Origin of the sequence: Streptomyces sp. NPDC093111 (assembly GCF_040683955.1) — a bacterium.
Taxonomy (GTDB): Bacteria; Actinomycetota; Actinomycetes; order Streptomycetales; family Streptomycetaceae; genus Streptomyces.
The window spans coordinates 1-23,730 of the sequence record NZ_JBFBNW010000007.1; the positions used below are offsets into that span (position 1 = coordinate 1).

Annotated in this window: 22 protein-coding genes; 6 read left to right on the forward strand and 16 right to left on the reverse strand. The window is 72.7% G+C overall.

Features of this window, described 5'->3' with window-relative positions; all coding sequences use genetic code 11:
• Positions 1–806, reverse strand: an 806-nt coding sequence (locus AB0Q96_RS13285) for an acyl-CoA dehydrogenase family protein (protein WP_365324769.1), incomplete at its 3' end; no start/stop codon positions are given.
• A 134-nt stretch (positions 807–940) separates the two neighbouring features.
• On the opposite strand from AB0Q96_RS13285, the gene AB0Q96_RS13290 reads away from it, so the two are divergent.
• Entirely contained in the window at positions 941–2,278 is a 1,338-nt protein-coding gene (locus tag AB0Q96_RS13290; RefSeq protein ID WP_365324771.1) for a UDP-glucose/GDP-mannose dehydrogenase family protein, read from the forward strand.
• 87 nt (positions 2,279–2,365) lie between these two features.
• Here the strand turns inward: AB0Q96_RS13290 and AB0Q96_RS13295 are convergent, their stop codons facing one another.
• Genes AB0Q96_RS13295 through AB0Q96_RS13305 form a run of 3 tightly spaced genes read right to left on the reverse strand, consistent with a single transcriptional unit; the run spans position 2,366 to position 5,191 of the window.
• A complete protein-coding gene (locus AB0Q96_RS13295) occupies positions 2,366–3,559 on the reverse strand; it encodes a dipeptidase (RefSeq protein WP_365324773.1) in 1,194 nt (397 codons plus the stop codon).
• Positions 3,556–4,053, reverse strand: a complete 498-nt coding sequence (gene purE, locus AB0Q96_RS13300; RefSeq protein ID WP_365325398.1) for a 5-(carboxyamino)imidazole ribonucleotide mutase — start codon at positions 4,051–4,053, stop codon at positions 3,556–3,558. Before purE ends, AB0Q96_RS13295 begins: the two co-directional genes overlap by 4 nt.
• 19 nt (positions 4,054–4,072) lie before the next feature.
• Positions 4,073–5,191: a 5-(carboxyamino)imidazole ribonucleotide synthase gene (locus AB0Q96_RS13305; RefSeq protein WP_365325400.1), complete on the reverse strand. Its 1,119-nt coding sequence runs from the start codon at positions 5,189–5,191 to the stop codon at positions 4,073–4,075.
• A gap of 209 nt (positions 5,192–5,400) precedes the next feature.
• Between AB0Q96_RS13305 and AB0Q96_RS13310 the strand changes: the two genes are divergently transcribed.
• Complete coding sequence (locus AB0Q96_RS13310) at positions 5,401–5,916, forward strand: GtrA family protein (RefSeq protein WP_365324775.1); 516 nt, start codon at positions 5,401–5,403, stop codon at positions 5,914–5,916.
• A gap of 45 nt (positions 5,917–5,961) precedes the next feature.
• Here AB0Q96_RS13310 and AB0Q96_RS13315 read toward each other — a convergent pair whose 3' ends face one another.
• Together AB0Q96_RS13315 and AB0Q96_RS13320 are read right to left on the reverse strand one after the other, a co-directional pair.
• A complete protein-coding gene (locus AB0Q96_RS13315; protein WP_365324777.1) occupies positions 5,962–7,233 on the reverse strand; it encodes an ATP-binding protein in 1,272 nt (423 codons plus the stop codon).
• Between the two features lie 12 nt (positions 7,234–7,245).
• Positions 7,246–7,923, reverse strand: a complete 678-nt coding sequence (locus AB0Q96_RS13320; protein ID WP_365324779.1) for a response regulator transcription factor — start codon at positions 7,921–7,923, stop codon at positions 7,246–7,248.
• Positions 7,924–8,346: 423 nt separating this feature from the next.
• Here AB0Q96_RS13320 and AB0Q96_RS13325 point away from each other — a divergent pair, with 423 nt between their 5' ends.
• Positions 8,347–9,867, forward strand: coding sequence for an oligopeptide:H+ symporter (locus AB0Q96_RS13325; RefSeq protein WP_365324781.1), 1,521 nt, complete (start codon positions 8,347–8,349; stop codon positions 9,865–9,867).
• 84 nt (positions 9,868–9,951) lie between these two features.
• On the opposite strand, the gene AB0Q96_RS13330 is transcribed toward AB0Q96_RS13325, so the two are convergent.
• The 6 genes from AB0Q96_RS13330 to AB0Q96_RS13355 form a co-directional block, all read right to left on the reverse strand.
• Positions 9,952–11,367: a hypothetical protein gene (locus tag AB0Q96_RS13330; protein WP_365325402.1), complete on the reverse strand. Its 1,416-nt coding sequence runs from the start codon at positions 11,365–11,367 to the stop codon at positions 9,952–9,954.
• Positions 11,368–11,414: 47 nt separating this feature from the next.
• Entirely contained in the window at positions 11,415–12,467 is a 1,053-nt protein-coding gene (locus AB0Q96_RS13335; protein WP_365324783.1) for a hypothetical protein, read from the reverse strand.
• Entirely contained in the window at positions 12,464–13,249 is a 786-nt protein-coding gene (locus tag AB0Q96_RS13340; RefSeq protein ID WP_365324785.1) for a hypothetical protein, read from the reverse strand. The genes AB0Q96_RS13335 and AB0Q96_RS13340 overlap by 4 nt, the downstream gene beginning before the upstream one ends.
• Positions 13,249–13,980 carry a peptidase gene (locus AB0Q96_RS13345; protein ID WP_365324787.1) on the reverse strand — a complete coding sequence of 244 codons (732 nt, stop codon included), beginning with the start codon at positions 13,978–13,980 and terminating at the stop codon, positions 13,249–13,251. Before AB0Q96_RS13345 ends, AB0Q96_RS13340 begins: the two co-directional genes overlap by 1 nt.
• Before the next feature lie 140 nt (positions 13,981–14,120).
• Positions 14,121–14,549 (reverse strand): ATP-binding protein, encoded by a 429-nt coding sequence (locus tag AB0Q96_RS13350; protein WP_365324789.1) that lies wholly within the window; start codon positions 14,547–14,549, stop codon positions 14,121–14,123.
• A gap of 86 nt (positions 14,550–14,635) precedes the next feature.
• A complete protein-coding gene (locus AB0Q96_RS13355; RefSeq protein ID WP_365324791.1) occupies positions 14,636–15,001 on the reverse strand; it encodes an STAS domain-containing protein in 366 nt (121 codons plus the stop codon).
• Positions 15,002–15,184: 183 nt separating this feature from the next.
• Here AB0Q96_RS13355 and AB0Q96_RS13360 point away from each other — a divergent pair, with 183 nt between their 5' ends.
• Positions 15,185–16,018 (forward strand): RNA polymerase sigma factor SigF, encoded by an 834-nt coding sequence (locus tag AB0Q96_RS13360; protein WP_365324793.1) that lies wholly within the window; start codon positions 15,185–15,187, stop codon positions 16,016–16,018.
• Between the two features lie 37 nt (positions 16,019–16,055).
• On the opposite strand, the gene hutI is transcribed toward AB0Q96_RS13360, so the two are convergent.
• The 4 genes from hutI to hutU form a co-directional block, all read right to left on the reverse strand.
• Entirely contained in the window at positions 16,056–17,228 is a 1,173-nt protein-coding gene (gene hutI / locus AB0Q96_RS13365; RefSeq protein WP_365324795.1) for an imidazolonepropionase, read from the reverse strand.
• A 99-nt stretch (positions 17,229–17,327) separates the two neighbouring features.
• On the reverse strand, positions 17,328–18,665 hold the full coding sequence (locus AB0Q96_RS13370; protein WP_365324797.1) for a formimidoylglutamate deiminase: 1,338 nt from the start codon (positions 18,663–18,665) through the stop codon (positions 17,328–17,330).
• A complete protein-coding gene (locus AB0Q96_RS13375; protein ID WP_365325404.1) occupies positions 18,656–19,858 on the reverse strand; it encodes an allantoate amidohydrolase in 1,203 nt (400 codons plus the stop codon). Before AB0Q96_RS13375 ends, AB0Q96_RS13370 begins: the two co-directional genes overlap by 10 nt.
• A 77-nt stretch (positions 19,859–19,935) precedes the next feature.
• Positions 19,936–21,600, reverse strand: a complete 1,665-nt coding sequence (gene hutU, locus AB0Q96_RS13380) for a urocanate hydratase (protein WP_365324799.1) — start codon at positions 21,598–21,600, stop codon at positions 19,936–19,938.
• Between the two features lie 103 nt (positions 21,601–21,703).
• Here hutU and AB0Q96_RS13385 point away from each other — a divergent pair, with 103 nt between their 5' ends.
• Positions 21,704–23,098 (forward strand): diaminopimelate decarboxylase, encoded by a 1,395-nt coding sequence (locus AB0Q96_RS13385; protein ID WP_365324801.1) that lies wholly within the window; start codon positions 21,704–21,706, stop codon positions 23,096–23,098.
• Positions 23,095–23,574 carry an SRPBCC family protein gene (locus AB0Q96_RS13390; protein ID WP_365324803.1) on the forward strand — a complete coding sequence of 160 codons (480 nt, stop codon included), beginning with the start codon at positions 23,095–23,097 and terminating at the stop codon, positions 23,572–23,574. The genes AB0Q96_RS13385 and AB0Q96_RS13390 overlap by 4 nt, the downstream gene beginning before the upstream one ends.
• Positions 23,575–23,730 lie beyond the last annotated feature (156 nt).

Consider the following 23,730-nt stretch of genomic DNA (forward strand, 5'->3'; position numbering starts at 1 on the left):
TCGAGGGCGCCCTGGGCGATGCCGATGGCCTGGGCGGCGATCGTGATCCGGGTGTGGTCGAGGGTCTTCATGGCGGTGGCGAAGCCGGTGCCCTCTGCGCCGATCATGCGGTCGGCGGGGATGCGGACGTTGTCGAGGTAGACCTCGCGGGTCGGGGAGCCCTTGATGCCGAGCTTCTTCTCCGGGGCGCCGAAGGAGACGCCCTCGTCGGACTTCTCGACGACGAAGGCGCTGATGCCCTTGGAGCGCTTCTCCGGGTCGGTGACGGCCATCACCGTGTAGTACTCGGAGACGCCGGCGTTGGTGATCCAGCGCTTGACGCCGTTGAGGACCCAGAAGTCGCCGTCGCGCACGGCGCGGGTCTTCATGCCGGCGGCGTCCGAGCCCGCGTCGGGCTCGGACAGCGCGTAGGAGAACATGGCGTCGCCCTTGGCGAGCGGGCCGAGGTACTTGGCCTTCAGTTCCTCCGAGCCGGACAGCATGACCGGCAGCGAGCCCAGCTTGTTGACCGCGGGGATCAGCGAGGACGAGCCGCAGGCGCGGGCGACCTCTTCGATCACGATCACGGTCGCGAGGGCGTCGGCGCCCGCGCCGCCGTAGGACTCGGGCACGTGGACGGCGTGCAGGTCGGCCGCGACCAGCGCGTCCAGGGCCTCCTGGGGGAACCGGCCCTCCTCGTCCACCGCCGCGGCGAACGGCGCGATCTTCGCCTCCGCCAGCGCACGGACCGTCTCCCGGAGCATGTCGTGCTCCTCCGACGGGCGATACAGGTCGAAATCAGGGGTGTTGTTCTTCCCGGACGCCATGCTCAGCTCACTCGCTTCCACGCTTGCTAACTACCGTTAAGTAACCCAAAGGGTAGGGCGTGACCGGGCCGCGATCCAGGCCCCGACTATGCTCGGGCAGGCATTTCCCCGCCCGTACGCACAGGGAGTCCCGCATGGCCCTCAAGATCACCGTGATCGGCACCGGATACCTCGGCGCCACACACGCCGCGGCCATGGCTGAGCTCGGCTTCGAGGTCCTCGGGCTCGACGTGGTGCCCGAGAAGATCGAGCTGCTCGCCTCCGGCCGGGTGCCGATGTACGAGCCGGGCCTGGAGGAACTGCTCGCGCGCCACGTCGACGGGATCGAGGGGTCCAGCGGCCGGCTGCGGTTCACCACCTCCTGGGAGGAGGTCGGCGCCTTCGGCGACGTCCACTTCGTCTGCGTGAACACCCCGCAGAAGCACGGCGAGTACGCCTGCGACATGTCGTACGTCGACGCCGCCTTCGCCTCGCTGTCCGGCGTGGTGCGCGAGAGCGCCCTCGTCGTCGGCAAGTCGACCGTGCCCGTCGGCTCGGCGCAGCGGCTCGCCGGGCTGCTGCCCGAGGGCGTCGAGCTGGCCTGGAACCCCGAGTTCCTCCGCGAGGGCTTCGCCGTGCAGGACACCCTGCACCCGGACCGGATCGTGGTCGGCGTCGCCGAGGGCGCGCGCGGCGAGCGGGCCGAGAAGCTGCTGCGCACCGTGTACGCGGTGCCGGTGGCGGAGGGGGCGCCGTTCGTGGTGACCGACTACCCGACCGCCGAGCTGGTGAAGACCTCCGCCAACTCCTTCCTCGCCACGAAGATCTCCTTCATCAACGCGATGGCCGAGGTCTGCGAGGCGGCCGGCGGCGACGTCGCCAAGCTGGCCGAGGCGATCGGGCACGACGACCGGATCGGCAGCAAGTTCCTGCGGGCCGGCATCGGCTTCGGCGGCGGCTGCCTGCCCAAGGACATCCGGGCCTTCATGGCGCGGGCCGGCGAGCTCGGCGCGGACCAGGCGCTGACCTTCCTGCGCGAGATCGACTCCATCAACATGCGGCGCCGCGCGTCCATGGTGGAGATGGCCCGCGAGGCGCTGGGCGGGGGCTTCCTCGGCAAGCGGGTGGCGGTGCTGGGCGCGGCCTTCAAACCGGACTCGGACGACGTGCGCGACTCGCCGGCGCTGAACGTGGCGGGCCAGATCCACCTCCAGGGCGGCCAGGTCACCGTCTACGACCCCAAGGGCATGGCCAACGCGCGCCGGCTCTTCCCCACGCTGGCGTACGCGGACACCGTCGTCGAGGCGGTGCGCGGGGCGGACGTGGTGCTGCACCTGACCGAGTGGCGCGAGTTCCGGGACGCGGTGGACCCGGCCGAGCTGGCGGAGGTCGTCTCGTCGCCGGTGATCCTGGACGGCCGGAACGCGCTCGACCCGGAGCGGTGGCGCAAGGCCGGCTGGACGTACCGGGCGATGGGCCGCCCGCGGGCCTGACGGGCGCGCGGACGGGACGGAAGGAACGGGCGGGCGGGAACGCCGGAGGGCCCCGTCCTCGACGGAGCCCTCCGGTGGTCGACCGCCCTACGCGTCGAACGACGTGATCGTCGCCACCGACGGGCCCCGCAGCGCGCGCTGCTCGCGGGACACGGCTTCCGCGTCGCGCAGCACCCGTACCGCGTTGGACCAGGTCAGCTTGGCCAGGTCCGGGTGCGTCCAGCCGCGGGTCAGGAGCTCCGCGATCAGGTTCGGGTAGCCCGCGACGTCGTCCAGGCCGGACGGGGTGAAGGCGGTGCCGTCGTAGTCGCCGCCGATGCCGATGTGGTCGATGCCGGCGACCTCGCGCATGTGGTCGAGGTGGTCGGCGACCGTGGCGGCCGTGGCGACCGGGCGCGGGGTCCGCGCCTCGAAGGCGCGGTGGATCGCCATCGCCTCGGGGGTGGTGTCGAGGTGGTCGAAGCCGTGGGCGCGCAGGTTCGCGTCGGCCAGGGCGGTCCACTCGACGGCGGCGGGGAGGATGAACTTCGGCACGAAGGTGGCCATCGCCACGCCGCCGTTGGCGGGCAGCCGCTCCAGGACGTCGTCCGGGATGTTCCGCGGGTGGTCGCAGACGGCGAGCGAGGAGGAGTGCGAGAAGATCACCGGCGCCGCGGTGGTGTCCAGCGCGTCGCGCATGGTGGTGGCGGCGACGTGCGAGAGGTCGACCAGCATGCCGGTGCGGTTCATCTCGCGGACGACCTCGCGGCCGAAGGCGGTCAGTCCGCCGGCCCGCGGCACGTCGGTCGCGGAGTCCGCCCAGTCGTTGTTGTCGTTGTGCGTGAGCGTCATGTACCGCACGCCCAGGGTGTGCAGGGCGCGCAGGGTGGCGAGGGAGTTGTTGATCGAGTGGCCGCCCTCGGCGCCCTTGAGGGAGGCGATCCGGCCGGCCGCCCGGGCCGCCTCCATGTCGTCCGCGGTGAGCGCGGGCGCGAGGTCCGCCGGGTAGCGCTCCAGGAGCTGGTCGACGACGTCGATCTGCTCCAGGGTGGCGCTGACGGCGTCGTCGCCGGTGAGCCGGCAGGGCACGTAGACCGACCAGAACTGGGCGCCGACGCCGCCGGCCCGCATCCGGGCCAGGTCGGTGTGGAGCGCGCCGCTCTGGTCGCCGGCGATGTCCAGCTTGTCGAGGTCGTAGCCGCAGTGCTCGCGCAGCGCCCAGGGCAGGTCGTTGTGCCCGTCGACGACGGGGGCGGAGGCGAGGAGTTCCCGCGCCTCCGCGAGGCGGTCGGCCGCGCTCATCGGGCGAACCCGAAGGACTCCGTGCCCGTGACCTTGGCCCGCAGCCGCCTGCCCTTCTCGGTCGCCTGGTCGTTCAGCTCCTGCTGGAAGTCCCGCATGCGGGTGAGGAGTCCGGGGTCGTGCGTGGCGAGGATGCGGGCCGCGAGGAGGCCCGCGTTGCGGGCGCCGCCGACCGAGACGGTGGCGACCGGGACGCCGGCCGGCATCTGCACGATGGAGAGCAGCGAGTCCATGCCGTCGAGGTACTTCAGCGGCACGGGGACGCCGATGACGGGCAGCGGGGTGACCGAGGCGAGCATGCCCGGCAGGTGGGCGGCGCCGCCCGCGCCCGCGATGACCGCCTTCAGACCGCGCTCGGCGGCCTGCTCGCCGTACGCGATCATCTCGCGGGGCATGCGGTGCGCGGAGACGACGTCGACCTCGTACGCGATCTCGAACTCGTCGAGGGCCTGCGCGGCGGCCTCCATGACGGGCCAGTCCGAGTCGGACCCCATGACGATGCCAATGAGTGGATTACTCAACGATCGTTCCTCGCAGGTAGCCGGCGGCGTGGCGGGCGCGCTCCAGCACGTCGTCCAGGTCGTCGCCGTAGGTGTTGACGTGGCCCACCTTGCGACCGGGCTTCACGTCCTTGCCGTACATGTGGATCTTCAGCTGCGGATCCCGGGCCATGCAGTGCAGGTACGCGGCGTACATGTCCGGGAAGTCGCCACCGAGAACATTGCACATCACGGTCCACTTCGCGCGGGGGCGCGGGTCGCCCAGCGGAAGGTCGAGGACGGCCCGGACGTGGTTGGCGAACTGCGAGGTGACCGCGCCGTCCTGGGTCCAGTGGCCGGAGTTGTGCGGGCGCATGGCGAGCTCGTTGACGAGGAGGCGCCCGTCGGCGGTCTCGAAGAGCTCCACGGCCAGGTGGCCGACGACGTCGAGCTCCTTGGCGATGCGGAGGGCCAGCTCCTGCGCCTGGCCCGCCAGCTCGTCGGAGAGGCCGGGGGCGGGCGCGATCACCGTGTCGCAGACGCCGTCGACCTGGCGGGACTCCACCACCGGGTAGGAGACGGCCTGTCCGTGCGGGGAGCGGACGATGTTCGCGGCGAGCTCGCGCGCGAAGTCGACCTTCTCCTCGGCGAGGACCGCGACACCGGCGCGGAACGCGTCGTGGGCGTCCGCCTCGGAGCGCACGAACCAGACGCCCTTGCCGTCGTAGCCGCCGCGCACGGTCTTCAGGATGATCGGGAAGCCGTCGCCCTCGGCGGCGAAGGCCGCCGCGTCGGCCGGGTCGGCCACCAGGCGGTGCCTCGGGGCGGGCGCCCCGATCTCGTCGAGCCTCGCCCTCATCACCCCCTTGTCCTGGGCGTGCGCGAGGGCCGCACGGCCGGGACGGACGGCGATGCCGTCCGCCTCCAGGGCCGCCAGGTGCTCCGCGGGCACGTGCTCGTGATCGAAAGTGATCACGTCGCAGCCGCGCGCGAAGTCACGCAGCGTGTCCAGGTCGCGATAGTCGCCGACGACGACCTCGCTCACCACCTGGGCCGCCGAGTCCTGCGGGGTGTCACTGAGCAGCTTGAACTTGATGCCGAGGGGGATACCCGCCTCGTGGGTCATACGGGCGAGCTGACCGCCACCGACCATGCCGACTACCGGGAACGTCACCCTCTTAGGGTATCCGCACAAGTTCCGGACACTCGTCCGGCTGTGTTTTGTCACAGCCGGGAGTGGGTTCGCGCACGGATCGCGAGCAACACGGGCGGGTGGCAGGAGGGGTGGTTAGCATGGGTTGGTTGACGCCGTCCGGGCGTCGGCCGGAGCACATCCGAAACGGACGGGACAGGGCCATCACGATGAGTGAACCCGGCGCGCTGCGCATGCGAGTGGACCGGCTCGTCCGCGAGGTAGCCAAGTTCGGCGTGGTCGGCGGACTGGGCGTCCTGGTGAACCTGCTGGTCTTCAACCTGGTCCGCCACCTCACCGACCTCCCGGTGGTCAGGGCGAGCATCATCGCCACGGCCGTGGCGATCGCCTTCAACTACGTGGGGTTCCGCTACTTCACGTACCGCGACCGCGACAAGTCCGGGCGGACCAAGGAACTGACCCTGTTCCTGCTGTTCAGCCTGGTCGGCATGGTGATCGAGAACGGCGTGCTCTACACGGCGACGTACGGCTTCGGCTGGGACACCCCGCTGGCGAGCAACTTCTTCAAGTTCTTCGGCATCGGCGTCGCGACGCTGTTCCGCTTCTGGTCCTACCGGACCTGGGTCTTCAAGGCGCTGCCCGCGAAGGAGGCGGTGCAGACCGCCGAATCGTTCCTGGAGCAGGCGCCCCGCCAGCCCTCCCGGAAGCAGCCCGACCGGGTCTGATCCCGGCCGCTCCACCCCCTCAGGCACCCAAGGCGCCCGGTCCGCTCAGCGGACCGGGCGGTCCCGTGCGGTGTCCGTGCGGCTGCGGACCTCGCGGCCCAGGAAGAGCGCGAACACCGGCGGCTGCTGCTGGAGCAGCTCCAGACGCCCGCCGTCGGCCTCCGCGAGGTCCCGGGCGACCGCGAGGCCGATGCCCGTGGAGCTGCGTCCGCTGACCGCCCGCTCGAAGATCCGCGCCCCGAGGTCGGCGGGGACGCCGGGGCCCTCGTCGGTGACCTCGATCACCGACTGGTTGCCGGTGACCCGGGTGCGCAGCGCGACGGTGCCGCCGCCGTGCATGAGCGAGTTCTCGATCAGTGCCGCGAGGACCTGGGCGACCGCGCCCGGGGTGCCCACGGCCCGCATGCCCTGCTTGCCGGAGTGGACGATGGCCCGGCCCGCGCTGCGGTAGGCGGGGCGCCACTCCTCGATCTGCTGTTTGACGACCTCGTCCAGGTCGAAGGCGACGGCGGAGCCCGTCCGGGGGTCGCGCGAGTTGGTGAGCAGCCGCTCGACCACGTCGGTCAGCCGCTCGACCTGGGTGAGCGCGATCGTCGCCTCCTCCCGGACCGTGTCGAGGTCGTCGGCCATGGCGACCTCCTCCAGGCGCATGGAGAGGGCCGTGAGGGGCGTACGGAGCTGGTGGGAGGCGTCGGCGGCGAGCCGGCGCTCGGCGGTGAGCATCCGGGCGATCCGCTCGGCGGAGTTGTCCAGGACGTCCGCGACCCGGTCCAGCTCGGGCACCCCGTACCGCTTGTGCCGGGGGCGCGGGTCGCCGGAGCCGAGCCGCTCGGCGGTCTCGGCGAGGTCGGTGAGCGGCGAGGCCAGCTTGTTCGCCTGCCGTACGGCGAGCAGCACGGCGGCCACGACGCAGAGCAGCGCCACGCCCGCGATGATCATCAGGGTGCGGGCGACCTCGTCGGTGACGACCGAGCGGGCCTCCTCGACGGTCACCGTCTCGCCGCGCTCGCCCTCGGCCAGGCCGTGGATCACCTCGCCGCTCGGGCGGGTGCCGATCTCGATGGCGTCGCGGCCGGGGATGGTGATCCGGGCGTAGCGCTTGGCGCCGCTCTGCTCGGCCAGGATGTCCGGGTTGACCGGCTCACCGCCGATGAGCCGGCTGTCGACGATGGAGACGATCCGCAGCGCCTCGGAGTCCACGCTCTCCTGGGCGCTGTTGGAGATGGTGCGGGACTCGACGATCACCAGGGAGACCCCGAATACGGCGATGACGACGAGCACCACGGCGAGCGTGGAGTTGATCAGACGGCGGCGCACGGAGGTGGGTGCCTAGCTCTTCTCGAAGCGGAAGCCGACGCCCCGGACCGTGGCGATGTAGCGGGGGTTGGCCGCGTCGTCGCCCAGCTTCTTGCGGAGCCAGGAGATGTGCATGTCGAGGGTCTTGGTGGAGGACCACCAGGTGGTGTCCCAGACCTCGCGCATCAGCTGGTCGCGGGTGACCACCCGGCCGGCGTCGCGGACCAGCACCCGGAGCAGGTCGAACTCCTTCGCGGTGAGCTGGAGCTCCTCCTCGCCCATCCAGGCGCGGTGCGACTCGACGTCGATCCGCACGCCGTGCGTGGTGGGGGCGACGGCCGGCTCGGTGGCGCCGCGCCGGAGCAGGGCCCGGACGCGGGCCAGCAGCTCGGCGAGCCGGAAGGGCTTGGTGACGTAGTCGTCGGCCCCGGCGTCGAGGCCGACCACCGTGTCGACCTCGTCGGCGCGGGCGGTGAGGACCAGGATCGGCACCGTGTGGCCCTCGGCGCGCAGCCGGCGGGCGACCTCCAGGCCGTCCATGCCGGGCAGGCCCAGGTCGAGCACGACCAGGTCGACCCCGCCCTGGAGTCCGGCGTCGAGAGCGGTCGGACCGTCCTCCCGCACCTCGACCTCGTAGCCCTCCCGCCGCAGGGCGCGGGCCAGCGGTTCCGAGATGGAGGCGTCGTCCTCGGCGAGCAGTACACGGGTCATGGGGTGATGGTAGTCCGCACGGCGGCGGTGCCGCGGCGTGATCCACCGGCCGTGCGCCACGCCTCTGGATCTTGGCCTGCAACCGGCTGTTGACCTTCGAATGACGGAAGTTGGTTCCGTGGCCGCCTGTGATCCATCTCTCAAGTCCTTCCATATCCGGCAGTGTCGTGTCGTATGGTGTCGAGAGTTCTGTAGCGGTAATCGGGGACCTTTGGCCGTGTTCATCCGCCAAGGGTCTCTTTTCAGCACAAGGCGCGCCTCGGCAGTCTTGGGAACAGTGAATGACCTGTGGGCCGGGTCCTGGACGCGATGACGCGCCGGGGCGTGGATCCCGGGGAGACGCGACCGCGCCTCGCCGGTGCCGGCCTCCCCCACCGGGCGTCCCGCTCACGAAGCGCGCGTCCCGACAGAGCAAGGATCGACATGGCGTCCAGCCTGACGACGGCTTCGACCGGAACCCCGGGTTCCGAGAAGACGTTCCTCGGCCACCCCCGTGGTCTGGCCACCCTCTTCTTCACCGAGATGTGGGAGCGCTTCTCCTACTACGGCATGAGGGCCCTTCTCGTCCTGTACCTGGTCTCCGGCGGCACGGACGCTGCCACCGGCAGCCAGGGCGGCGGCCTCGCCATGACGGCTGCCACGGCCACGGCGATCTACTCCGTGTACGTGTCGATGGTCTACCTGATGGCCATGCCCGGCGGCTGGTTCGGCGACCGCGTCTGGGGTGCCCGCAAGACGGTCGCCATCGCCGGTTTCGTGATCATGGCGGGCCACGCCTCGCTGGCGCTCCCGGGTCAGGCCGCGTTCTTCGCGGGTCTGGCGCTCGTCGCCGTCGGCTCCGGTCTGCTCAAGGCCAACATCTCCACGATGGTCGGCCACCTCTACAACGGCCCGGACGACCCGCGCCGTGACGGTGGCTTCACGCTCTTCTACATCGGCATCAACCTCGGCGCCTTCATCGCCCCGTTCGCCGTCGGCACGCTGGGCGAGAAGGTCAACTGGCACCTCGGCTTCGCGCTGGCCGCGGTCGGCATGGGCGTCGGCCTCGCCTGCTTCCTGGCCTTCACCAAGAGCCTGAGCCCGAAGAGCAACATCGTCCCGAACCCGCTCTCCCCGGCGGAGCGCAAGGGCATCCTGGTCAAGGTCTCGCTCGTCGTCGTGCTCGCCGCCGCCTTCTACGGCGCCATCGTCGCGCTCGGCATCTACACCCTGAACTGGGCGCTCGTCCCGATCACCCTCGCCGGCCTGATCATCCCGGTCGCGGTGCTGACGCGCATCAAGCGCGACAAGGACCTCGACAAGGGCGAGCAGTCGCGGATGACCGGCTACATCTGGTTCTTCGTCGCCGCCGCCGTCTTCTGGATGATCTACGACCAGGGTGGCTCGACCCTGTCGCTGTTCGCCTCCGACAAGACCTCGGGCACCGTCTTCGGCCTCGGCTTCCCGGCCACCTGGTACCAGTCGCTGAACCCGCTGTTCGTCATGTCGCTGGCCCCGGTCTTCGCCTGGCTGTGGCTGTGGCTGGCCCGCAAGAACCAGGAGCCGAACACCGTCGTGAAGTTCGCGATGGGCCTGGTCCTGGTCGGCGCGTCCTTCTTCGTCTTCATCGTCCCGATGAACATGGCGGGCGACGGCACCAAGGTCTCCCCGATGTGGCTCGTCTCGATCTACATGATCCAGACCATCGGTGAGCTGTGCCTGTCCCCGGTCGGCCTCTCGGTCACCACGAAGATGGCGCCGCAGAAGTACGCCTCCCAGATGATGGGTGTCTGGTTCCTCGCCGTCACCGCCGGTGACTGCACCACGGGTCTGCTCTCGCTGGCCGGTGTGGACCTGAACGGCACCGGGATCATCGGGCTCCAAGCGGCGGGCGCCGTCCTGGCCGGATTCGCGGTCTTCATGTACCGCAAGAAGGTCCAGGCGCTCATGGGCAGCGTCCACTGACCCTGCCGGTCCCACGCGTACGGAGGGCCGCCGCACCGATTCGGTGCGGCGGCCCTCCGCCGTTCCCGCCGGTTTCCCGGCCCGCTAGCGCCGCAGGCGGGCCCACGGCGTGAAGGTGAACACCGCGCCGCCGAGCAGGATCACGGTGCCCGCCACGAGGGCGAGGGCGCGCAGGGCGCCGGTGTCGTCGGCGCCGGTGTGCGCGAGGTCGTCACCGCCGCCCGAGCCGCCGGAGCCCCCGGAGTCGCCCGAGCCGCCGACGACTCCGCCGGCCTGCTTGGTGGTGTCGAGCTCCAGGGAGACCGGCGAGGTGCCCTGGACCTTGCACGGGATGACGATGTCCGTGCCGGAGAGCGTCACCGTGATGGTCAGGTCTCCGGGGCTGAGCTGCGCCTTGCCGCTGGCGCCCGGCTTGTAGGTGCCGGTCATGTCGGTCAGCGACACCATCTCCCCGGCCGCCACGGGAGCCGGGTTCGCCGCGCCCCGTACGGTCACCTTGCCGCTGTCGGCGCCCCCGATCCGTACGTCCATGGAGGGCTTGAGCGCCCCCTTGGGCAGCGGGGCCGGGCTCGTCATGACGCCCTTCGCCGTCTTGACGGTCAGCGCGTACGAGCCGCCGCTCTTACGGGCGCTGATGGAGATCTTGGACGTGACGGCCTTCGGTCCGGGCGACTCGCAGGACAGCTTGACGGCCACCTCCTTGCCCGGGAAGTCGGACTGGCCGCCACCGCCGCCGGAACCCCCGCCGGAGGCGGTGGTGCCGCCACCGGAGGTGCTCGTCGACCCGCCGGACGTGGTGCCGCCCGAGGTCGTCGTGGAGCCGCCCGAGGTGGTGGTCGAACCCCCGGACGTGGTGGTCGAACCGCCGGACGTGGTGCCGCCCGAGGTCGTCGTCGAGCCGCCGGACGTGGTCGTCGAGCCGCCCGAGGTCGTCGTACCGCCGGAGCTCGTGGAGCCTCCGGAGCTCGTCGTGCCGCCCGAGCTCGTCGTGCCCCCGCCGTCCGTCACCTTGATCGTGGCGGCGGCACCGACCGACTCCTTCGGGGAGCACTTCGTGTCCGTCGACAGCGGCTTGGACACGTTGATCGTGTACTTGTCCGGCGTCAGCGTGATCTCGCCGGCCTTGTCCAGCTTCAGCTTGCCCTTCATGTCCGGCAGGACCATCGGGGTGTTCTTCTTGATCGGCGGGTTCTGCCGCGGCCCCTCCATGGACAGCGTGCCGCTGCCGGCGCCGCCGAGCCTGATCGTGCCGCTCGGCTTCACCGTGTCCTTGTCCAGGTCGAGGACGTCGGGGTTCTTGGAGGCGGCCTGGACCGTCTTCCAGACCACCTCGACCTCGTCGCCCACCTTGGCCTCGGCCGGTGCGGTGATCAGCACCCTGGTGGTGCCCTGCATCGCCGGGAGGCCGGAGATCGGGGGCGGGATGCACTCGGTCGTGTAGGAGACCTCGGCGGCCAGGGCGGGGCTCGCGGTCAGCAGGATTCCCGCGCCGCCGAGCATCAGCGCGACGCCCGCCGCGAGCGTCCTCCGGGTCGTGCGTGTCGTGCTCACGACTGTCCCTTCGTCGTCGGACTGTTCTCTGACGGTGCGGAATGGGGGGTGAACCACGGCAGGACCGCCGTCGGTTCGTCACCGGCGGTCGCCGGCGGTACGGGCACGGGGGCGCGGTCCGGCGCCCGGTGCTGGTGCTGCCGCGGCCGCTGCCGCCGGCGGCCCGCCGGGCGGGTCCGGTCGACGACCGCCATCCCGATCCGGAACAGGGCGGCCGGCACGACCACCGCGAGCAGCAGCCAGAAGAGCGTGACGCCCCACGGGCGCCCGACGCCCCAGGGCTGCTCGACCAGCACCTTGCCGCCGTAGCGCACGGACACCTGGTAGTCGCCGTGGGCGCCCGCCGTCAGTTCGACGGGCAGCCGGATCAGGGCCTTGCGGCCGGGCGCGAGGGTGCCGCGCCACTGGCGTTCCTCGTACTGCGGGGAGAAGACGCCGTGGCTGCTGCCGACCTCGAAGACCGGGTCCTTGACCGGGGTCTGGCCGAGGTTGCCGACGGTGAAGACCACCTCGCGGCGGGCGGGCGCGCCGAACCAGACGAGGACGCCGCTGGAGCCTTCGAGCCGTACGGTGGCGAGCACGGCCAGCCTTCCGCCGCCGGCCGGCTCGGGCAGCGGCGCGGTGGGGTGCCCCGCGACGGTGAACCCGACGTCCACGGAGTCCTGTTGTCCGGTGACCCCGGCCACATGGACCACGCAGGGGCAGGGCTTGGGCGGTTCGGCGATCGGCAGCTTCTGGCTGAAGGCGCCCTTGGCGTCGACGGTGGCGGCCCGGCCGTCGGTGTTGGCGCAGGAGTTGGTGCCGCCGATGACGCCCTTGCCGGGTGCGGACTGGCCGCAGATCAGCAGCATCAGCAGGGCGCCCGGCTTCCAGCCGGAGCCGCTGACGGTGAGTTCGCCGCCCTTGCCGCCCTCGCTCTGCGAGAGCGCCACCTTGGGCGCCGGCTCGGCGGCCGCGGGGGCGGTGGGCAGCAGGGCGAACAGCAGCGCGGCGAGCAGGGCGGCGGCCGTGCCCGTACGCAGCGGCCTCGTCGGCCTCGTCGGCCTCATCGGTTCCTCCGTATCGCGTACGCGGTCGCGCCGGACACCCCGAGCAGGGCGGCGGCCGCGGCGCCGACGCCCGCCGCGGAGGCGAAGACGGTGTCCGCGGCGGCGGTCGCGGGGACCGCGCCCGGGGCGGTGGCCGTCACGCGGACGGTGACCGAGTCCAGGGCGGGCGGGTCGGGCCAGGCTTCGGTGCGGGCGGCCCGCTCGCCGGGGCGCAGGGTCAGCGGCAGCGGGCGTTCCGGCCGGTCGACGAGCCGCCGGCCGAGGGCGCCGTCGGCGCGGACGGCCAGCCGCGGGGCGAGCAGGGTGTTGCCGCGGTTGACGAGCGTGTAGTGCAGGGTGCCGGAGCGGTCGACGCGGACGTCCTCGACGGTGAGCGCGGCGAGCCGCGGCCCGCTGACCCGCAGGTGCAGCGGGACGAGCGTCTCGCGCCCGTCGGCGGCGGCGCGGACGGCGCCGCGGAGCTCGCCGGGCGGGGTGTCGGCGGTGACGGTCACCGCGAAGGGCACGTCCGCGCGGGTCCTGGCGGGCACGGTGACGGTCCGGGCGGCGAGGACGACCCGGGTGCCCCGGGCGCCCTGGCCGGTGAGCCGGACCGTGAGCGGGCGGGCGCCGGGGTTGGTGACGGACAGGGTGTCCTGGAGCACGCTGCCGGCGGCGCCCTCCAGATAGACGTACGGGCGTCCCGCCGCGGGCGCCGCCGTCCAGCCGGGCGCGGGGGCCACCGCGACCGCCCCGAGGAGGGCGAGCGCGGCGGCCCCGGCGCCGGCCCACACCGTCCGCATCAGCGTGCCGTGCGCCGGGTGAGCCAGAGCACCCCGGCCGCGCCGGTCAGCAGCACGGTGCCGCCGAGGGTGCCGAGGGCGACGGCCGAGTCGAGCGGGCCGGTCTTGGGCAGGGTGTCCGTGCCGCCCGAACCGCCGGATCCGCCCGAACCGCCGGATCCGCCGGAGCCCCCGGAGTCGCCGCTGCCCCCGGAGTCGCCGCCGCCCGAGCCGCCGGCCGCCGTGACGTCCAGTTCCAGCCCGGCCTTGGGGTTGTTCTTGGGGGTGCAGACGGCCGCGTCCATGCCGAGCGCGTGGACGGTGAGCACCCCGGCGGTGAAGGTGACCTTGCCGCTCTTCTTCGGGGTGTACGTCCCCGTCAGCTTCCCGATCGAGATCGGGGTGCTGGGCGGGATGGCGACCGTGTTGGGGACGCCCTTGACCTGGACCTTGCCGCTGTCCGCGCCGCCGACGACGAGTTCGGCGCGCGGTGTCATGACGCCCTTCGGGAGTTCGACGGGGCTGTCGGAGACGCCCTTCTCGAAGGACATGGTGATCGTGTACGAGCCGCCGTTCTTGACGGCGGTGATGTCGACGGGCGAGACGGCGCCCTTGGGGCCGATCTTCGTCTCGCAGGCGTAGTTGACGTCGACGACCGCCGCGTGGGCGGCGGGAGCGGTGAGCAGGACCGTCGCGCCCGCCACCGTCATCGCCGCCGTCAGCGCGCCGGCCGTTCTCCTCCGGTTCGGCACCTCAAGCACCCCTCACCCTCGGGGACCGTCGCACCGCGGCTGGGCACCGCGAAGTTACTGACGGTCTTTCAGATTGGGCGTCAAGGTACGCCTGGGGTCCGGAGGAGGGAAGACAAGAGGACGGAGAGCTTGTGAAAGTCCTAGGCGGGTGCGCCGAGTTCGGCCCAGACCGTCTTGCCGGGGGCGCCGGGGACGCGGTCGACGCCCCAGCTGCGGCAGAGCCGCTGCACGATGAACATGCCGTGCCCGCCGGGCCGTCCGGACCGGTGCGGGGTGCGCGGGGCGGGCTGTCCCGCGCCGCGGTCGGCGACCTCCAGGCGGAGCACCCCGGCGGACCGGAGCACCCGCAGGCTCTCCGGGCCGTCGGCGTGCAGGCAGGCGTTGGTGACCAGTTCGGAGACGACGAGCAGGACGTCCTCGGCGGCGGCCCTGCGGTCGGCGGTGGCGGCCGGCAGCCAGCCCCAGTCGAAGAGCGCCTGGCGCGTGAAGTCGCGGGCGAGCGGGACGGTGCCACTGGCCGCCCCGAGGGCGAGGGTGCGGACGTCGGGGTCGCCGGAGGCAGTCTCCATCAGCGCTTCACCTCACCGAGTTCAGCCGATTGACGAGTGACGGGACGAGCAGGGTCGCGGGGCCGGAGGGCCGGGGATCGGTGGGGTCAGTCGGGCAGGGCGGAGGCGAGCGAGTCGTGGAGGGTGAAGACCGCGTCCGCGCCGGTGATCTCGAAGACCCGGGCCACCACGGGCCGCATCGCCACGAGATGGACCCCGCCGCCGGCGGCGTCCGCCCTCAGGCGGGCGCCGAGCAGGACGTTGAGGCCGCTGGAGTCGCAGAAGTCCAGCCGCGAGCAGTCGAGTACGAGTCGGGAGCGTCCCTCGTCGAGGGCCCGGTCGAGTGGCGCACGCAACAGTTCGGCGGTGTGGTGATCGAGCTCACCCACCGGGGTGAGCACCTCGCTCGCTCCCACGGTGCGGACCTCGACCCGGAACCGCTCGGGTGCGCTGCCGATGTGCTGCCGGTACATGCCTCGAACCATACAAGCGTGGGCCGGTTCACCGCACATGAGCTCCACCCTAAATAGGAATAACCCGGACAATTGCCACTTGCAACCATCGGGGCTGAACCGGTAGGGCTAGAAGGACACATTCCGCATGGCCGGCTTGGAGGCGCCGTACACCGCAGCAAGAGAACAACGATGGAGGAGACCATGTCACCCCGGCTCGACGTCCCGGAGCTCGCGGACCTCCCGCGGATCCCGCACCCGGACGAGATCGCGCCGCACGACGCGCGCGCCCTGTCCAAGACCCTCTTCGCCCGCCTCGGCGAGCTGGAGGAGGGCACCCACGAGTACGCGTACGTCCGCAACACCCTGATCGAACTCAACCTGGCCCTGGTGAAGTTCGCCGCCTCCCGGTTCCGCACCCGCAGCGAGCCGATGGAGGACATCGTCCAGGTCGGCACCATCGGCCTCATCAAGGCGATCGACCGCTTCGACCTGGCCCGCGGCGTCGAGTTCCCCACCTTCGCGATGCCGACGATCATCGGCGAGATCAAGCGCTTCTTCCGCGACACCTCCTGGTCGGTGCACGTCCCGCGACGGCTCCAGGAACTCCGCATCGAGCTCGCCAAGGCCGGCGACCTGCTCGCCCAGCTCCTCGACCGCTCCCCCACCGTCGAGGAGCTCGCGCGCGAACTCGGCATCGGCCCCGACGAGGTCGTCGAGGGCATGGCCGCCGCCAACGCGTACACCGCGAGCTCGCTCGACGCCCCGTCCGAGGAGACCGAGAACGAGGGCACCGCCCTCGCCGACCGGCTCGGCTACGAGGACCACGGCATCGAGGGCATCGAGTACATCGAGTCCCTCAAGCCGATGATCGCCTCCCTCCCGCCCCGCGACCGCCGCATCCTCTCCCTCCGCTTCACCGCGGGCCTCACCCAGTCCGAGATCGGCGAGGAACTCGGCATCTCCCAGATGCACGTCTCCCGCCTCCTCGCCCGCACCCTGGCCCGACTGCGCAGGGGCCTGACCGCAGAGGAGTGAGCGCCCGGCCTCGCCGTACGGCTGCCGGGCGCCCCCGTCAGACCACCCGGGTGCCCCCGCGCCAGACCTCCGAGACCAGCGGGACGCCCGGGCGGTAGGCCAGGTGGACGTGGGAGGGGGCGTCCAGGAGGAGCAGGTCGGCGCGGGCGCCGGGGGTGAGGCGGCCCACGTCCGTGCGGCGGAGGGCCGCCGCGCCGCCGGCCGTGGCGGACCAGAGGGCCTCGTCGGGGGTCATCCGCATGTCGCGGACGGCCAGCGCGATACAGAACGGGACCGAGGACGTGAACGACGAGCCCGGGTTGCAGTCCGTGGACAGGGCGACCGTCACGCCCGCGTCCAGCAGGCGGCGGGCGTCCGGCCACTCGGCGCGGGTCGAGAACTCCGCGCCCGGCAGCAGCGTCGCGACCGTGTTCCCGGACGCCAGGGCGTCCACGTCCGCGTCCGTCAGATGGGTGCAGTGGTCGGCGCTCGCCGCGTCGAGCTCCACCGCGAGCTGCACGCCGGGGCCGTACGACAGCTGGTTGGCGTGCACGCGCGGGAGGAGGCCCTTCGCCTTGCCCGCCGTCAGGATCGCCCGCGCCTGGTCGCCGTCGAACGCGCCCTTCTCGCAGAAGACGTCGACCCAACGGGCGTACGGGGCGCAGGCGTCCAGCATCGCGCCGGTCACCAGGTCCACGTAGCCGGCCGGGTCGTCGGCGTACTCCGGGGCGACGATGTGGGCGCCCAGGTAGGTGACCTCGTCCGTGTGCTCCGCCGCGATGCGCAGGGCGCGGGCCTCGTCCTCGACCGTCAGGCCGTAGCCGGACTTCGTCTCGAAGGTGGTCGTGCCCTGGGCCAGGGCCTCCCGCATGTACCGGGCGACGTTCGCCGACAGTGCGGCGTCCGTGGCCGCGCGGGTCGCCGCGACCGTCGTGCGGATGCCGCCCGCCTTGTAGGGCTGCCCGGACATGCGGGCGTTGAACTCGGCGGTGCGGTCGCCCGCGAAGACGAGGTGGGAGTGGGAGTCGACGAAGCCGGGGACGACGGCGCGGCCCCCGGCGTCGACCCGGTGGTCGGCCGCCGGGGCCTGCGAGGCCGGGCCCGCCCAGGCGACCCGGTCGCCGTCCAGGACGAGGGCCGCGTCCTGGACGAGCCCCAGGGGTGAGCCGTCGCCGAGTGCGGGGTCGTTGGTGACCAGGCCGGCGATGTCGGTGATGAGCGTGGTGGTCATGGGGCGCTCCGGGAGGGTGGGAGGGTGCGGGCCGGTGGGGGGTTGCGCCCACCCGTTCCGTCTGGGGGACGAACGGGTGCCCACAACCCCCGGGGCCGGTCAGTCTCTGAGGGCCTTGATCGCGTGCGCGAGGGCCGCGCCCACGTCGGGTACGGACGTGTGGACGCCGTCCTGGACGATCGCCCGGCCGCCGACCACCACGTGGTGCACGTCCGCCGCCGTCGCCGCGAAGACCGCCGTCTCGGCGCCCAGCCGGGCGACCGGGCCCGCGGTGCGGACCGAGTCGAGGGTCAGGGTGGTGAAGTCGGCCAGTGCGCCCGGCTCCAGGGTGCCCGCGTCGGGGCGGCCCAGGGCCGCGTGGCCGTCGGCCGTCGCCGCGCGGAGCAGGGCCGCGGCGGTCCAGTGGCCGCGGGTGCGGGTGCGGAGGCGCTCGTCGAGCTCCATGGCCCGCGCCTCCTCCAGGAGGTCGATGACCGCGTGGCTGTCGCTGCCCAGCGAGAGGGGCGAGCCGGCCCGCTGGAGGGCGACCGCCGGGCCGATGCCGTCCGCCAGGTCGCGTTCGGTGGTGGGGCACATGCAGGTGCCCGTCGACGAGCCGCCGATCAGCGCGATGTCGGTGTCCGTCAGGTGGGTGTTGTGGACGCCGGTGGTCCGCGCGCCCAGCACGCCGTGCTCGGCGAGCAGCTGGGTGGGTGTCATGCCGTGCGCGGCCAGGCAGGCGTCGTTCTCCGCGGTCTGCTCGGAGAGGTGGACGTGCAGCGGGGCCTGGTGTCCCCGGGCCCAGTCGGCGACCGTCGCCAGCTGGTCGGCCGGGACGGCCCGTACGGAGTGGATCGCCGCGCCGACGCGGACGCCGTCCCGTTCCTTGAGGGCCGAGACCCGCTCGGCCCACGCGTCGGCGGTGCCGTCGGTGAAGCGCAGCTGGTGCTGTTCGGGGGCGGCGCCGAAGCCGGACGAGAGGTAGGCGGTGTCGAGGAGGGTGATGCGGATGCCCGCCTCGCCCGCCGCCGCGATGAGCGCCTCGCCCATGGCGTTGGGGTCGGCGTACGGGGTGCCGCCGGGCGCGTGGTGGAGGTAGTGGAACTCGCCGACGTTCGTGATGCCGGCCAGCGCCATCTCCGCGTACACCGCCCGGGCCAGCGTGAAGTAGCTGTCGGGGGTGAGGCGTTGGGCGATGGTGTACATGATCTCGCGCCAGGTCCAGAAGGTGCCGGAGCCCACCTGGACGGTGCCGCGCAGGGCGCGGTGGAAGGCGTGCGAGTGGGCGTTGGCCAGTCCGGGGATGGTGAGCCCGCGGAGGACCACGGCGCCGGGGGGCGGGGTGTCGGCGCCGGTCCGTACGGCGGCGATCCGCCCGTCGGCGGACACGTCCAGGGCGACGCCCGGCTCGACGTTGGTGCCGAGCCAGGCGTGCTCCAGCCAGTAGGTCACCTGCACGCCAGGTCCTCCAGTACGTCGGCGAGTGCGTGGACGCCCGCCACGCAGTCGTCCTCGGCCGCGAACTCGGCCGGGGAGTGCGAGACGCCCGTGGGGTTGCGTACGAACAGCATGGCGGTCGGGATCGACGCGGAGAGGATTCCGGCGTCGTGTCCCGCGCCCGTTCCCAGGACGGGGACCTTGTCGCCGGTCCGGTCCAGCAGGATGCGGCTCAGCTCGTCGCGCAGCGCGTGGGAGAAGTCCACGATCGGCGTGAAGGACTCGCGGACCACGGTGAGGTCGATGCCGGCGCGCGCGGCGTGCTCCCGCGCGGCCTTCTCGACGCCCGCGATGACCGCGTCCAGGGAGCCCTGGTCGGCGGCGCGCGCGTCGAGCCAGCCGCGGACCAGCGACGGGATGGCGTTGACGCCGTTCGGCTCGACGGCGATCTTGCCGAAGGTGGCGACGGCTCCCGCGAGTTCGGCCTCGCGGCGGGCGGCGAGGACCGTCTCGGCGTAGGTGAGCATCGGGTCGCGCCGGTCGACCAGCCGGGTGGTGCCGGCGTGGTTGGCCTCGCCGGCGAAGTCGTACCGCCAGCGGCCGTGCGGCCAGATCGCGGAGGCGATGCCGACGGCGTCGCCGGACAGGTCGAGGGCGCGGCCCTGCTCGACGTGGAGCTCGACGAAGGCGCCGACGCGGGCGAGCCGCTCCGGGTCCGCGCCGATGGCCTCGGGGTCGTACCCGGCCGCCTCCATGGCCTGCGGGAGGCTGATCCCGTCGGCGTCGCGCAGCGCGAAGGCCTTCTCCTTGGTCAGCTGCCCGGAGGTGAGGCGGGAGCCGACGCAGGCGAGCCCGAAGCGGGCGCCCTCCTCGTCGCCGAAGTTGACGATGGCGAGGGGCCGCTTGAACGAGACGCCGCGCTTGCGGAGTTCGTCGAGGGCGGCGAAGGAGGACACCACGCCGAGCGGCCCGTCGAAGGCGCCGCCGTCGGGGACGGAGTCCAGGTGGGAGCCGGTGACGACGGCGTCACCGGCGGTGGGGTCGCCGAGCCAGGCCCACTGGTTGCCGTTGCGGTCGGTCTCGACGTCGAGGCGGCGGGCCTCCGCCTGCATCCGGAACCAGAGCCGGCAGTCGGCGTCGGCCGCGGTCCAGGCGTAGCGGCGGTAGCCGCCGGAGTCCGCGTCGCGGCCGATGCCGGCGAGGCTGCGCCACATGGCGTGGAAGGTCGGGGAGGTGCCCGCCGAGGCACCCCGGGAGTCCCGGGGTGCCTCGGCGGCGTCGGAGGACGAGGTCACGCGGAGTCACCCTCGCGCATGGGGACGCGCACGCCCTTCTCGTCGGCGACGCGCTCGGCGATGTCGTAGCCGGCGTCGACGTGGCGGATGACGCCCATGCCGGGGTCGTTGGTGAGCACGCGGCGGATCTTCTCGCCCGCCAGCTTGGTGCCGTCGGCCACCGAGACCTGGCCGGCGTGGATGGAGCGGCCCATGCCGACGCCGCCGCCGTGGTGGATGGAGACCCAGGAGGCGCCGGAGGCGACGTTGACCATGGCGTTGAGCAGCGGCCAGTCGGCGATCGCGTCGGAGCCGTCGAGCATGGCCTCGGTCTCGCGGTACGGGGAGGCGACCGAGCCGCAGTCCAGGTGGTCGCGGCCGATGGCGAGGGGCGCGGCGAGGGTGCCGTTGCCGACCATGTCGTTGAACATGTCGCCGGCCTTGTCGCGCTCGCCCTGGCCGAGCCAGCAGATGCGGGCGGGCAGGCCCTGGAAGTGGACGCGCTCGCCGGCCATCTTGATCCAGCGGTGCAGCGACTCGTTCTCCGGGAAGAGGTCGAGGATCGCCTTGTCGGTCTTGTGGATGTCGGAGGCCTCGCCGGAGAGGGCGGCCCAGCGGAACGGGCCCTTGCCCTCGCAGAACAGCGGGCGGATGTAGGCCGGGACGAAGCCGGGGAAGGCGAAGGCGCGGTCGTAGCCGGCCAGCTGGGCCTCGCCGCGGATGGAGTTGCCGTAGTCGAAGACCTCGGCGCCGGCGTCCATGAAGCCGACCATGGCCTCGACGTGGCGGGCCATCGACTCGCGGGCGCGGGTGGTGAAGCCGGCCGGGTCCTTGGCGGCGGCGTCGGCCATGTCCTCGAAGGCGACGCCGACCGGGAGGTAGGCCAGCGGGTCGTGGGCGGAGGTCTGGTCCGTCACGATGTCGATCGGGGCGCCCTCGGCGAGCATCTGCGGGAGCAGTTCGGCGGCGTTGCCGAGCAGGCCGATGGAGAGCGGGCGGCGGGCGTCGCGGGCCTCGGTCGCCAGCTGGAGGGCGTGGGCGAGGTTGTCCGCCTTGACGTCCAGGTAGCGGTGCTCGATGCGGCGCTCGATGGCGCGCGGGTCGACGTCGACGCAGATCGCGACGCCGTCGTTCATGGTGACGGCGAGCGGCTGGGCGCCGCCCATGCCGCCGAGGCCGGCGGTGAGGGTGATGGTGCCGGCCAGGGTGCCGTTGAACTTCTTCGCGGCGACGGCGGCGAAGGTCTCGTAGGTGCCCTGGAGGATGCCCTGGGTGCCGATGTAGATCCAGGAGCCGGCGGTCATCTGGCCGTACATGGTGAGGCCGAGGGCCTCCAGGCGCCGGAACTCCTCCCAGTTGGCCCAGTCGCCGACCAGGTTGGAGTTGGCGATGAGGACGCGCGGGGCCCACTCGTGGGTCTGCATGACGCCGACCGGGCGGCCGGACTGGACCAGCATGGTCTCGTCCTGCTTGAGGGTGCGCAGGGTGCGGACCATGGCGTCGAAGGAGCGCCAGTCGCGGGCGGCCTTGCCGGTGCCGCCGTAGACGACCAGCTTGTCGGGGTGCTCGGCGACCTCGGGGTCGAGGTTGTTCTGGAGCATCCGGAGGGCGGCTTCCTGCTGCCATCCCAGGGCGCTCAGTTCCGTACCGCGCGGGGCCCGTACGGGGCGGGGTCCTGACATGGCGGTGCCTCCTCGAATGTGGATCAGATATTCACATCCTGACTCGCTGAATAGAAGTAGTCAACAGCTGCGCCGTCACCCCACCCGGTGGTGGGATGGGGAGATGGCTTCCTCCTTCGGAACGGACCACGGAACGGACGACGGAACGAACCGCCGGGAACACGCTCGCGACCGGGCCGTCCGGGCCGCCGTCGAGCAGGGCCTCCTCACCCCCGACGAGCCCGTCGTCGCCCTCCTCGACACCGCCGGCATCCGCGCCTCCGCGGCCGCCCTGACCAGCGCGTTCGCCGCCGTCACCGACGCTCCCGTGCTGCACGCCTTCGCCGTGAAGGCCGCCCCGCTCGTGCCCGTCCTGCGCCTGCTGTACGAGGCGGGCCTGGGCGTCGAGGTGGCCAGCCCCGGCGAGCTGGCCCTGGCCCGCGCGGCCGGGGTGCCGCCCGCCCGCACCGTCCTGGACTCGCCCGCCAAGACCCCCGCCGAACTGCGCCAGGCCCTCGCGCTGGGCATCGCGGTCAACGCCGACAACCTCCAGGAGCTGGCCCGGCTGGACGCGCTGGTCGCCTCCGCGCCCACCGCCTCGCCGCTCGGGCTGCGGGTGAACCCGCAGATCGGGGCCGGCTCCATCGGCGCGCTGTCGACCGCGACCGCCACCTCCAAGTTCGGCGTGGCGCTGCGCGACGAGGGCGCCCGCGAGGCCGTCGTCCGGGCGTACCTCGACCGCCCCTGGCTCACCCGGCTGCACACCCACACCGGCTCCCAGGGCATCCCGCTCGCCCTGATGGCCGAGGGCGTCGGCGCCGCCTACGCGCTCGCCGAGGAGATCAACACCAAGGCCGGCCGACAGCAGATCGACACCCTCGACATCGGCGGCGGGCTCCCGGTGAACTTCGCCTCCGACGAGGAGACCCCCACCTACGCCGGGTACGCCGCCCTGCTCGCCGCGACCGTCCCCGGCCTCCTCGACGGGCGCTACGCCCTGGTCACCGAGTTCGGGCGCTCGCTGCTCGCCAAGCACGGCACGGTGCTGGCCCGCGTCGAGTACACCAAGGTCTCCGGCGGGCGCCCGATCGCCGTCACCCACGCGGGCGTCCAGGTCGCCACCCGCACGGTCTACGCGCCGGAGTCCTGGCCGCTGCGCGTCCTCGCGTACGACGCCGGGGGCCGCCCCCGCACCGGCGAGGAGACCGTCCAGGACGTGGCGGGCCCCGCCTGCTTCGCCGGGGACCTGCTGGCCACCGGGCGGCTGCTGCCGCTGCTGCGGCCGGACGACGTGGTGGCCGTGCCGGACACCGGCGCGTACTACTTCGCCCACCACTACGCGTACAACAGCCTGCCCCGGCCCGCCGTCCACGGATTCACCCCGACGGACGACGGCGGCGTCGCCTTCACCACCGTCCGCAGGGCCCAGACCCTCGACGAGATCGTGGCGGAGGCGGGCGGCGACCGGCCCGGCGCGCTCCTGCGGGACGGGGCCGGCGGTGGTCCCATGAAGCCATGACAGGAACCAGCTCCGTGGTCGTCGAGCGCCGGGTCGCCGCCTCCCCCGGGCGGGTCTGGGAGTCGATCACCGACCTGCGGGACATGCCCCGGGTGCTCAGCGGCGTCGAGAAGGTCGAGGTGCTCACCCAGGGCGGCTTCGGGGTGGGCACCCGCTGGCGCGAGACCCGGCGGATGATGGGCAAGACGGCCACCGAGGAGATGACCGTGACCGCCTGCGAACCGCCCGAGCGCTATGTCACCGTGGCCGACTCGCACGGCATGCACTACGTCAACGAGATCGCCCTGCTCCCCGAGGGCCCGGCGGTCTCGGCCGGGGCCACCACCCTGCGGATGACCTTCAGCGCCCGCCCCGCCAACGACCGCAGGCCCGGCCTGGCCACCCGGCTGATCAACCGCTTCGGCGCGCGGGCGGTCGCCCGCGCGCTCGCCAAGGACCTGGCGGAGATCGCGGCGGCGGTCGAGAGCCGGGGCTGAGCGCCGCCGGAACGACGCCTTCCGGACGCGTACGGACCGCTCCGGGAGGTCGCTCCGGACGGCTCCGGGAGGTCGCTCGGGACGGCATCCGGCCGCCCTTCGAACAGATTTCGCCCGCTCCTACCATCCCTCTGACAAATTCCTCTGGAAAATGCC

Coding starts and splice junctions, on each gene's coding strand:
- AB0Q96_RS13290 (WP_365324771.1), top strand. CDS start 941: ATGGCCCTCAAGATCACCGTGATCGGCACCGGATACCTCGGCGCCACA.
- AB0Q96_RS13295 (WP_365324773.1), bottom strand. CDS start 3,559: ATGAGCGCGGCCGACCGCCTCGCGGAGGCGCGGGAACTCCTCGCCTCC.
- purE (WP_365325398.1), bottom strand. CDS start 4,053: ATGGGGTCCGACTCGGACTGGCCCGTCATGGAGGCCGCCGCGCAGGCC.
- AB0Q96_RS13305 (WP_365325400.1), bottom strand. CDS start 5,191: ATGGTCGGTGGCGGTCAGCTCGCCCGTATGACCCACGAGGCGGGTATC.
- AB0Q96_RS13310 (WP_365324775.1), top strand. CDS start 5,401: ATGAGTGAACCCGGCGCGCTGCGCATGCGAGTGGACCGGCTCGTCCGC.
- AB0Q96_RS13320 (WP_365324779.1), bottom strand. CDS start 7,923: ATGACCCGTGTACTGCTCGCCGAGGACGACGCCTCCATCTCGGAACCG.
- AB0Q96_RS13325 (WP_365324781.1), top strand. CDS start 8,347: ATGGCGTCCAGCCTGACGACGGCTTCGACCGGAACCCCGGGTTCCGAG.
- AB0Q96_RS13330 (WP_365325402.1), bottom strand. CDS start 11,367: ATGCTCGGCGGCGCGGGAATCCTGCTGACCGCGAGCCCCGCCCTGGCC.
- AB0Q96_RS13335 (WP_365324783.1), bottom strand. CDS start 12,467: ATGAGGCCGACGAGGCCGACGAGGCCGCTGCGTACGGGCACGGCCGCC.
- AB0Q96_RS13340 (WP_365324785.1), bottom strand. CDS start 13,249: ATGCGGACGGTGTGGGCCGGCGCCGGGGCCGCCGCGCTCGCCCTCCTC.
- AB0Q96_RS13350 (WP_365324789.1), bottom strand. CDS start 14,549: ATGGAGACTGCCTCCGGCGACCCCGACGTCCGCACCCTCGCCCTCGGG.
- AB0Q96_RS13355 (WP_365324791.1), bottom strand. CDS start 15,001: ATGTACCGGCAGCACATCGGCAGCGCACCCGAGCGGTTCCGGGTCGAG.
- AB0Q96_RS13360 (WP_365324793.1), top strand. CDS start 15,185: ATGTCACCCCGGCTCGACGTCCCGGAGCTCGCGGACCTCCCGCGGATC.
- hutI (WP_365324795.1), bottom strand. CDS start 17,228: ATGACCACCACGCTCATCACCGACATCGCCGGCCTGGTCACCAACGAC.
- AB0Q96_RS13375 (WP_365325404.1), bottom strand. CDS start 19,858: ATGTGGCGCAGCCTCGCCGGCATCGGCCGCGACGCGGACTCCGGCGGC.
- hutU (WP_365324799.1), bottom strand. CDS start 21,600: ATGTCAGGACCCCGCCCCGTACGGGCCCCGCGCGGTACGGAACTGAGC.
- AB0Q96_RS13385 (WP_365324801.1), top strand. CDS start 21,704: ATGGCTTCCTCCTTCGGAACGGACCACGGAACGGACGACGGAACGAAC.
- AB0Q96_RS13390 (WP_365324803.1), top strand. CDS start 23,095: ATGACAGGAACCAGCTCCGTGGTCGTCGAGCGCCGGGTCGCCGCCTCC.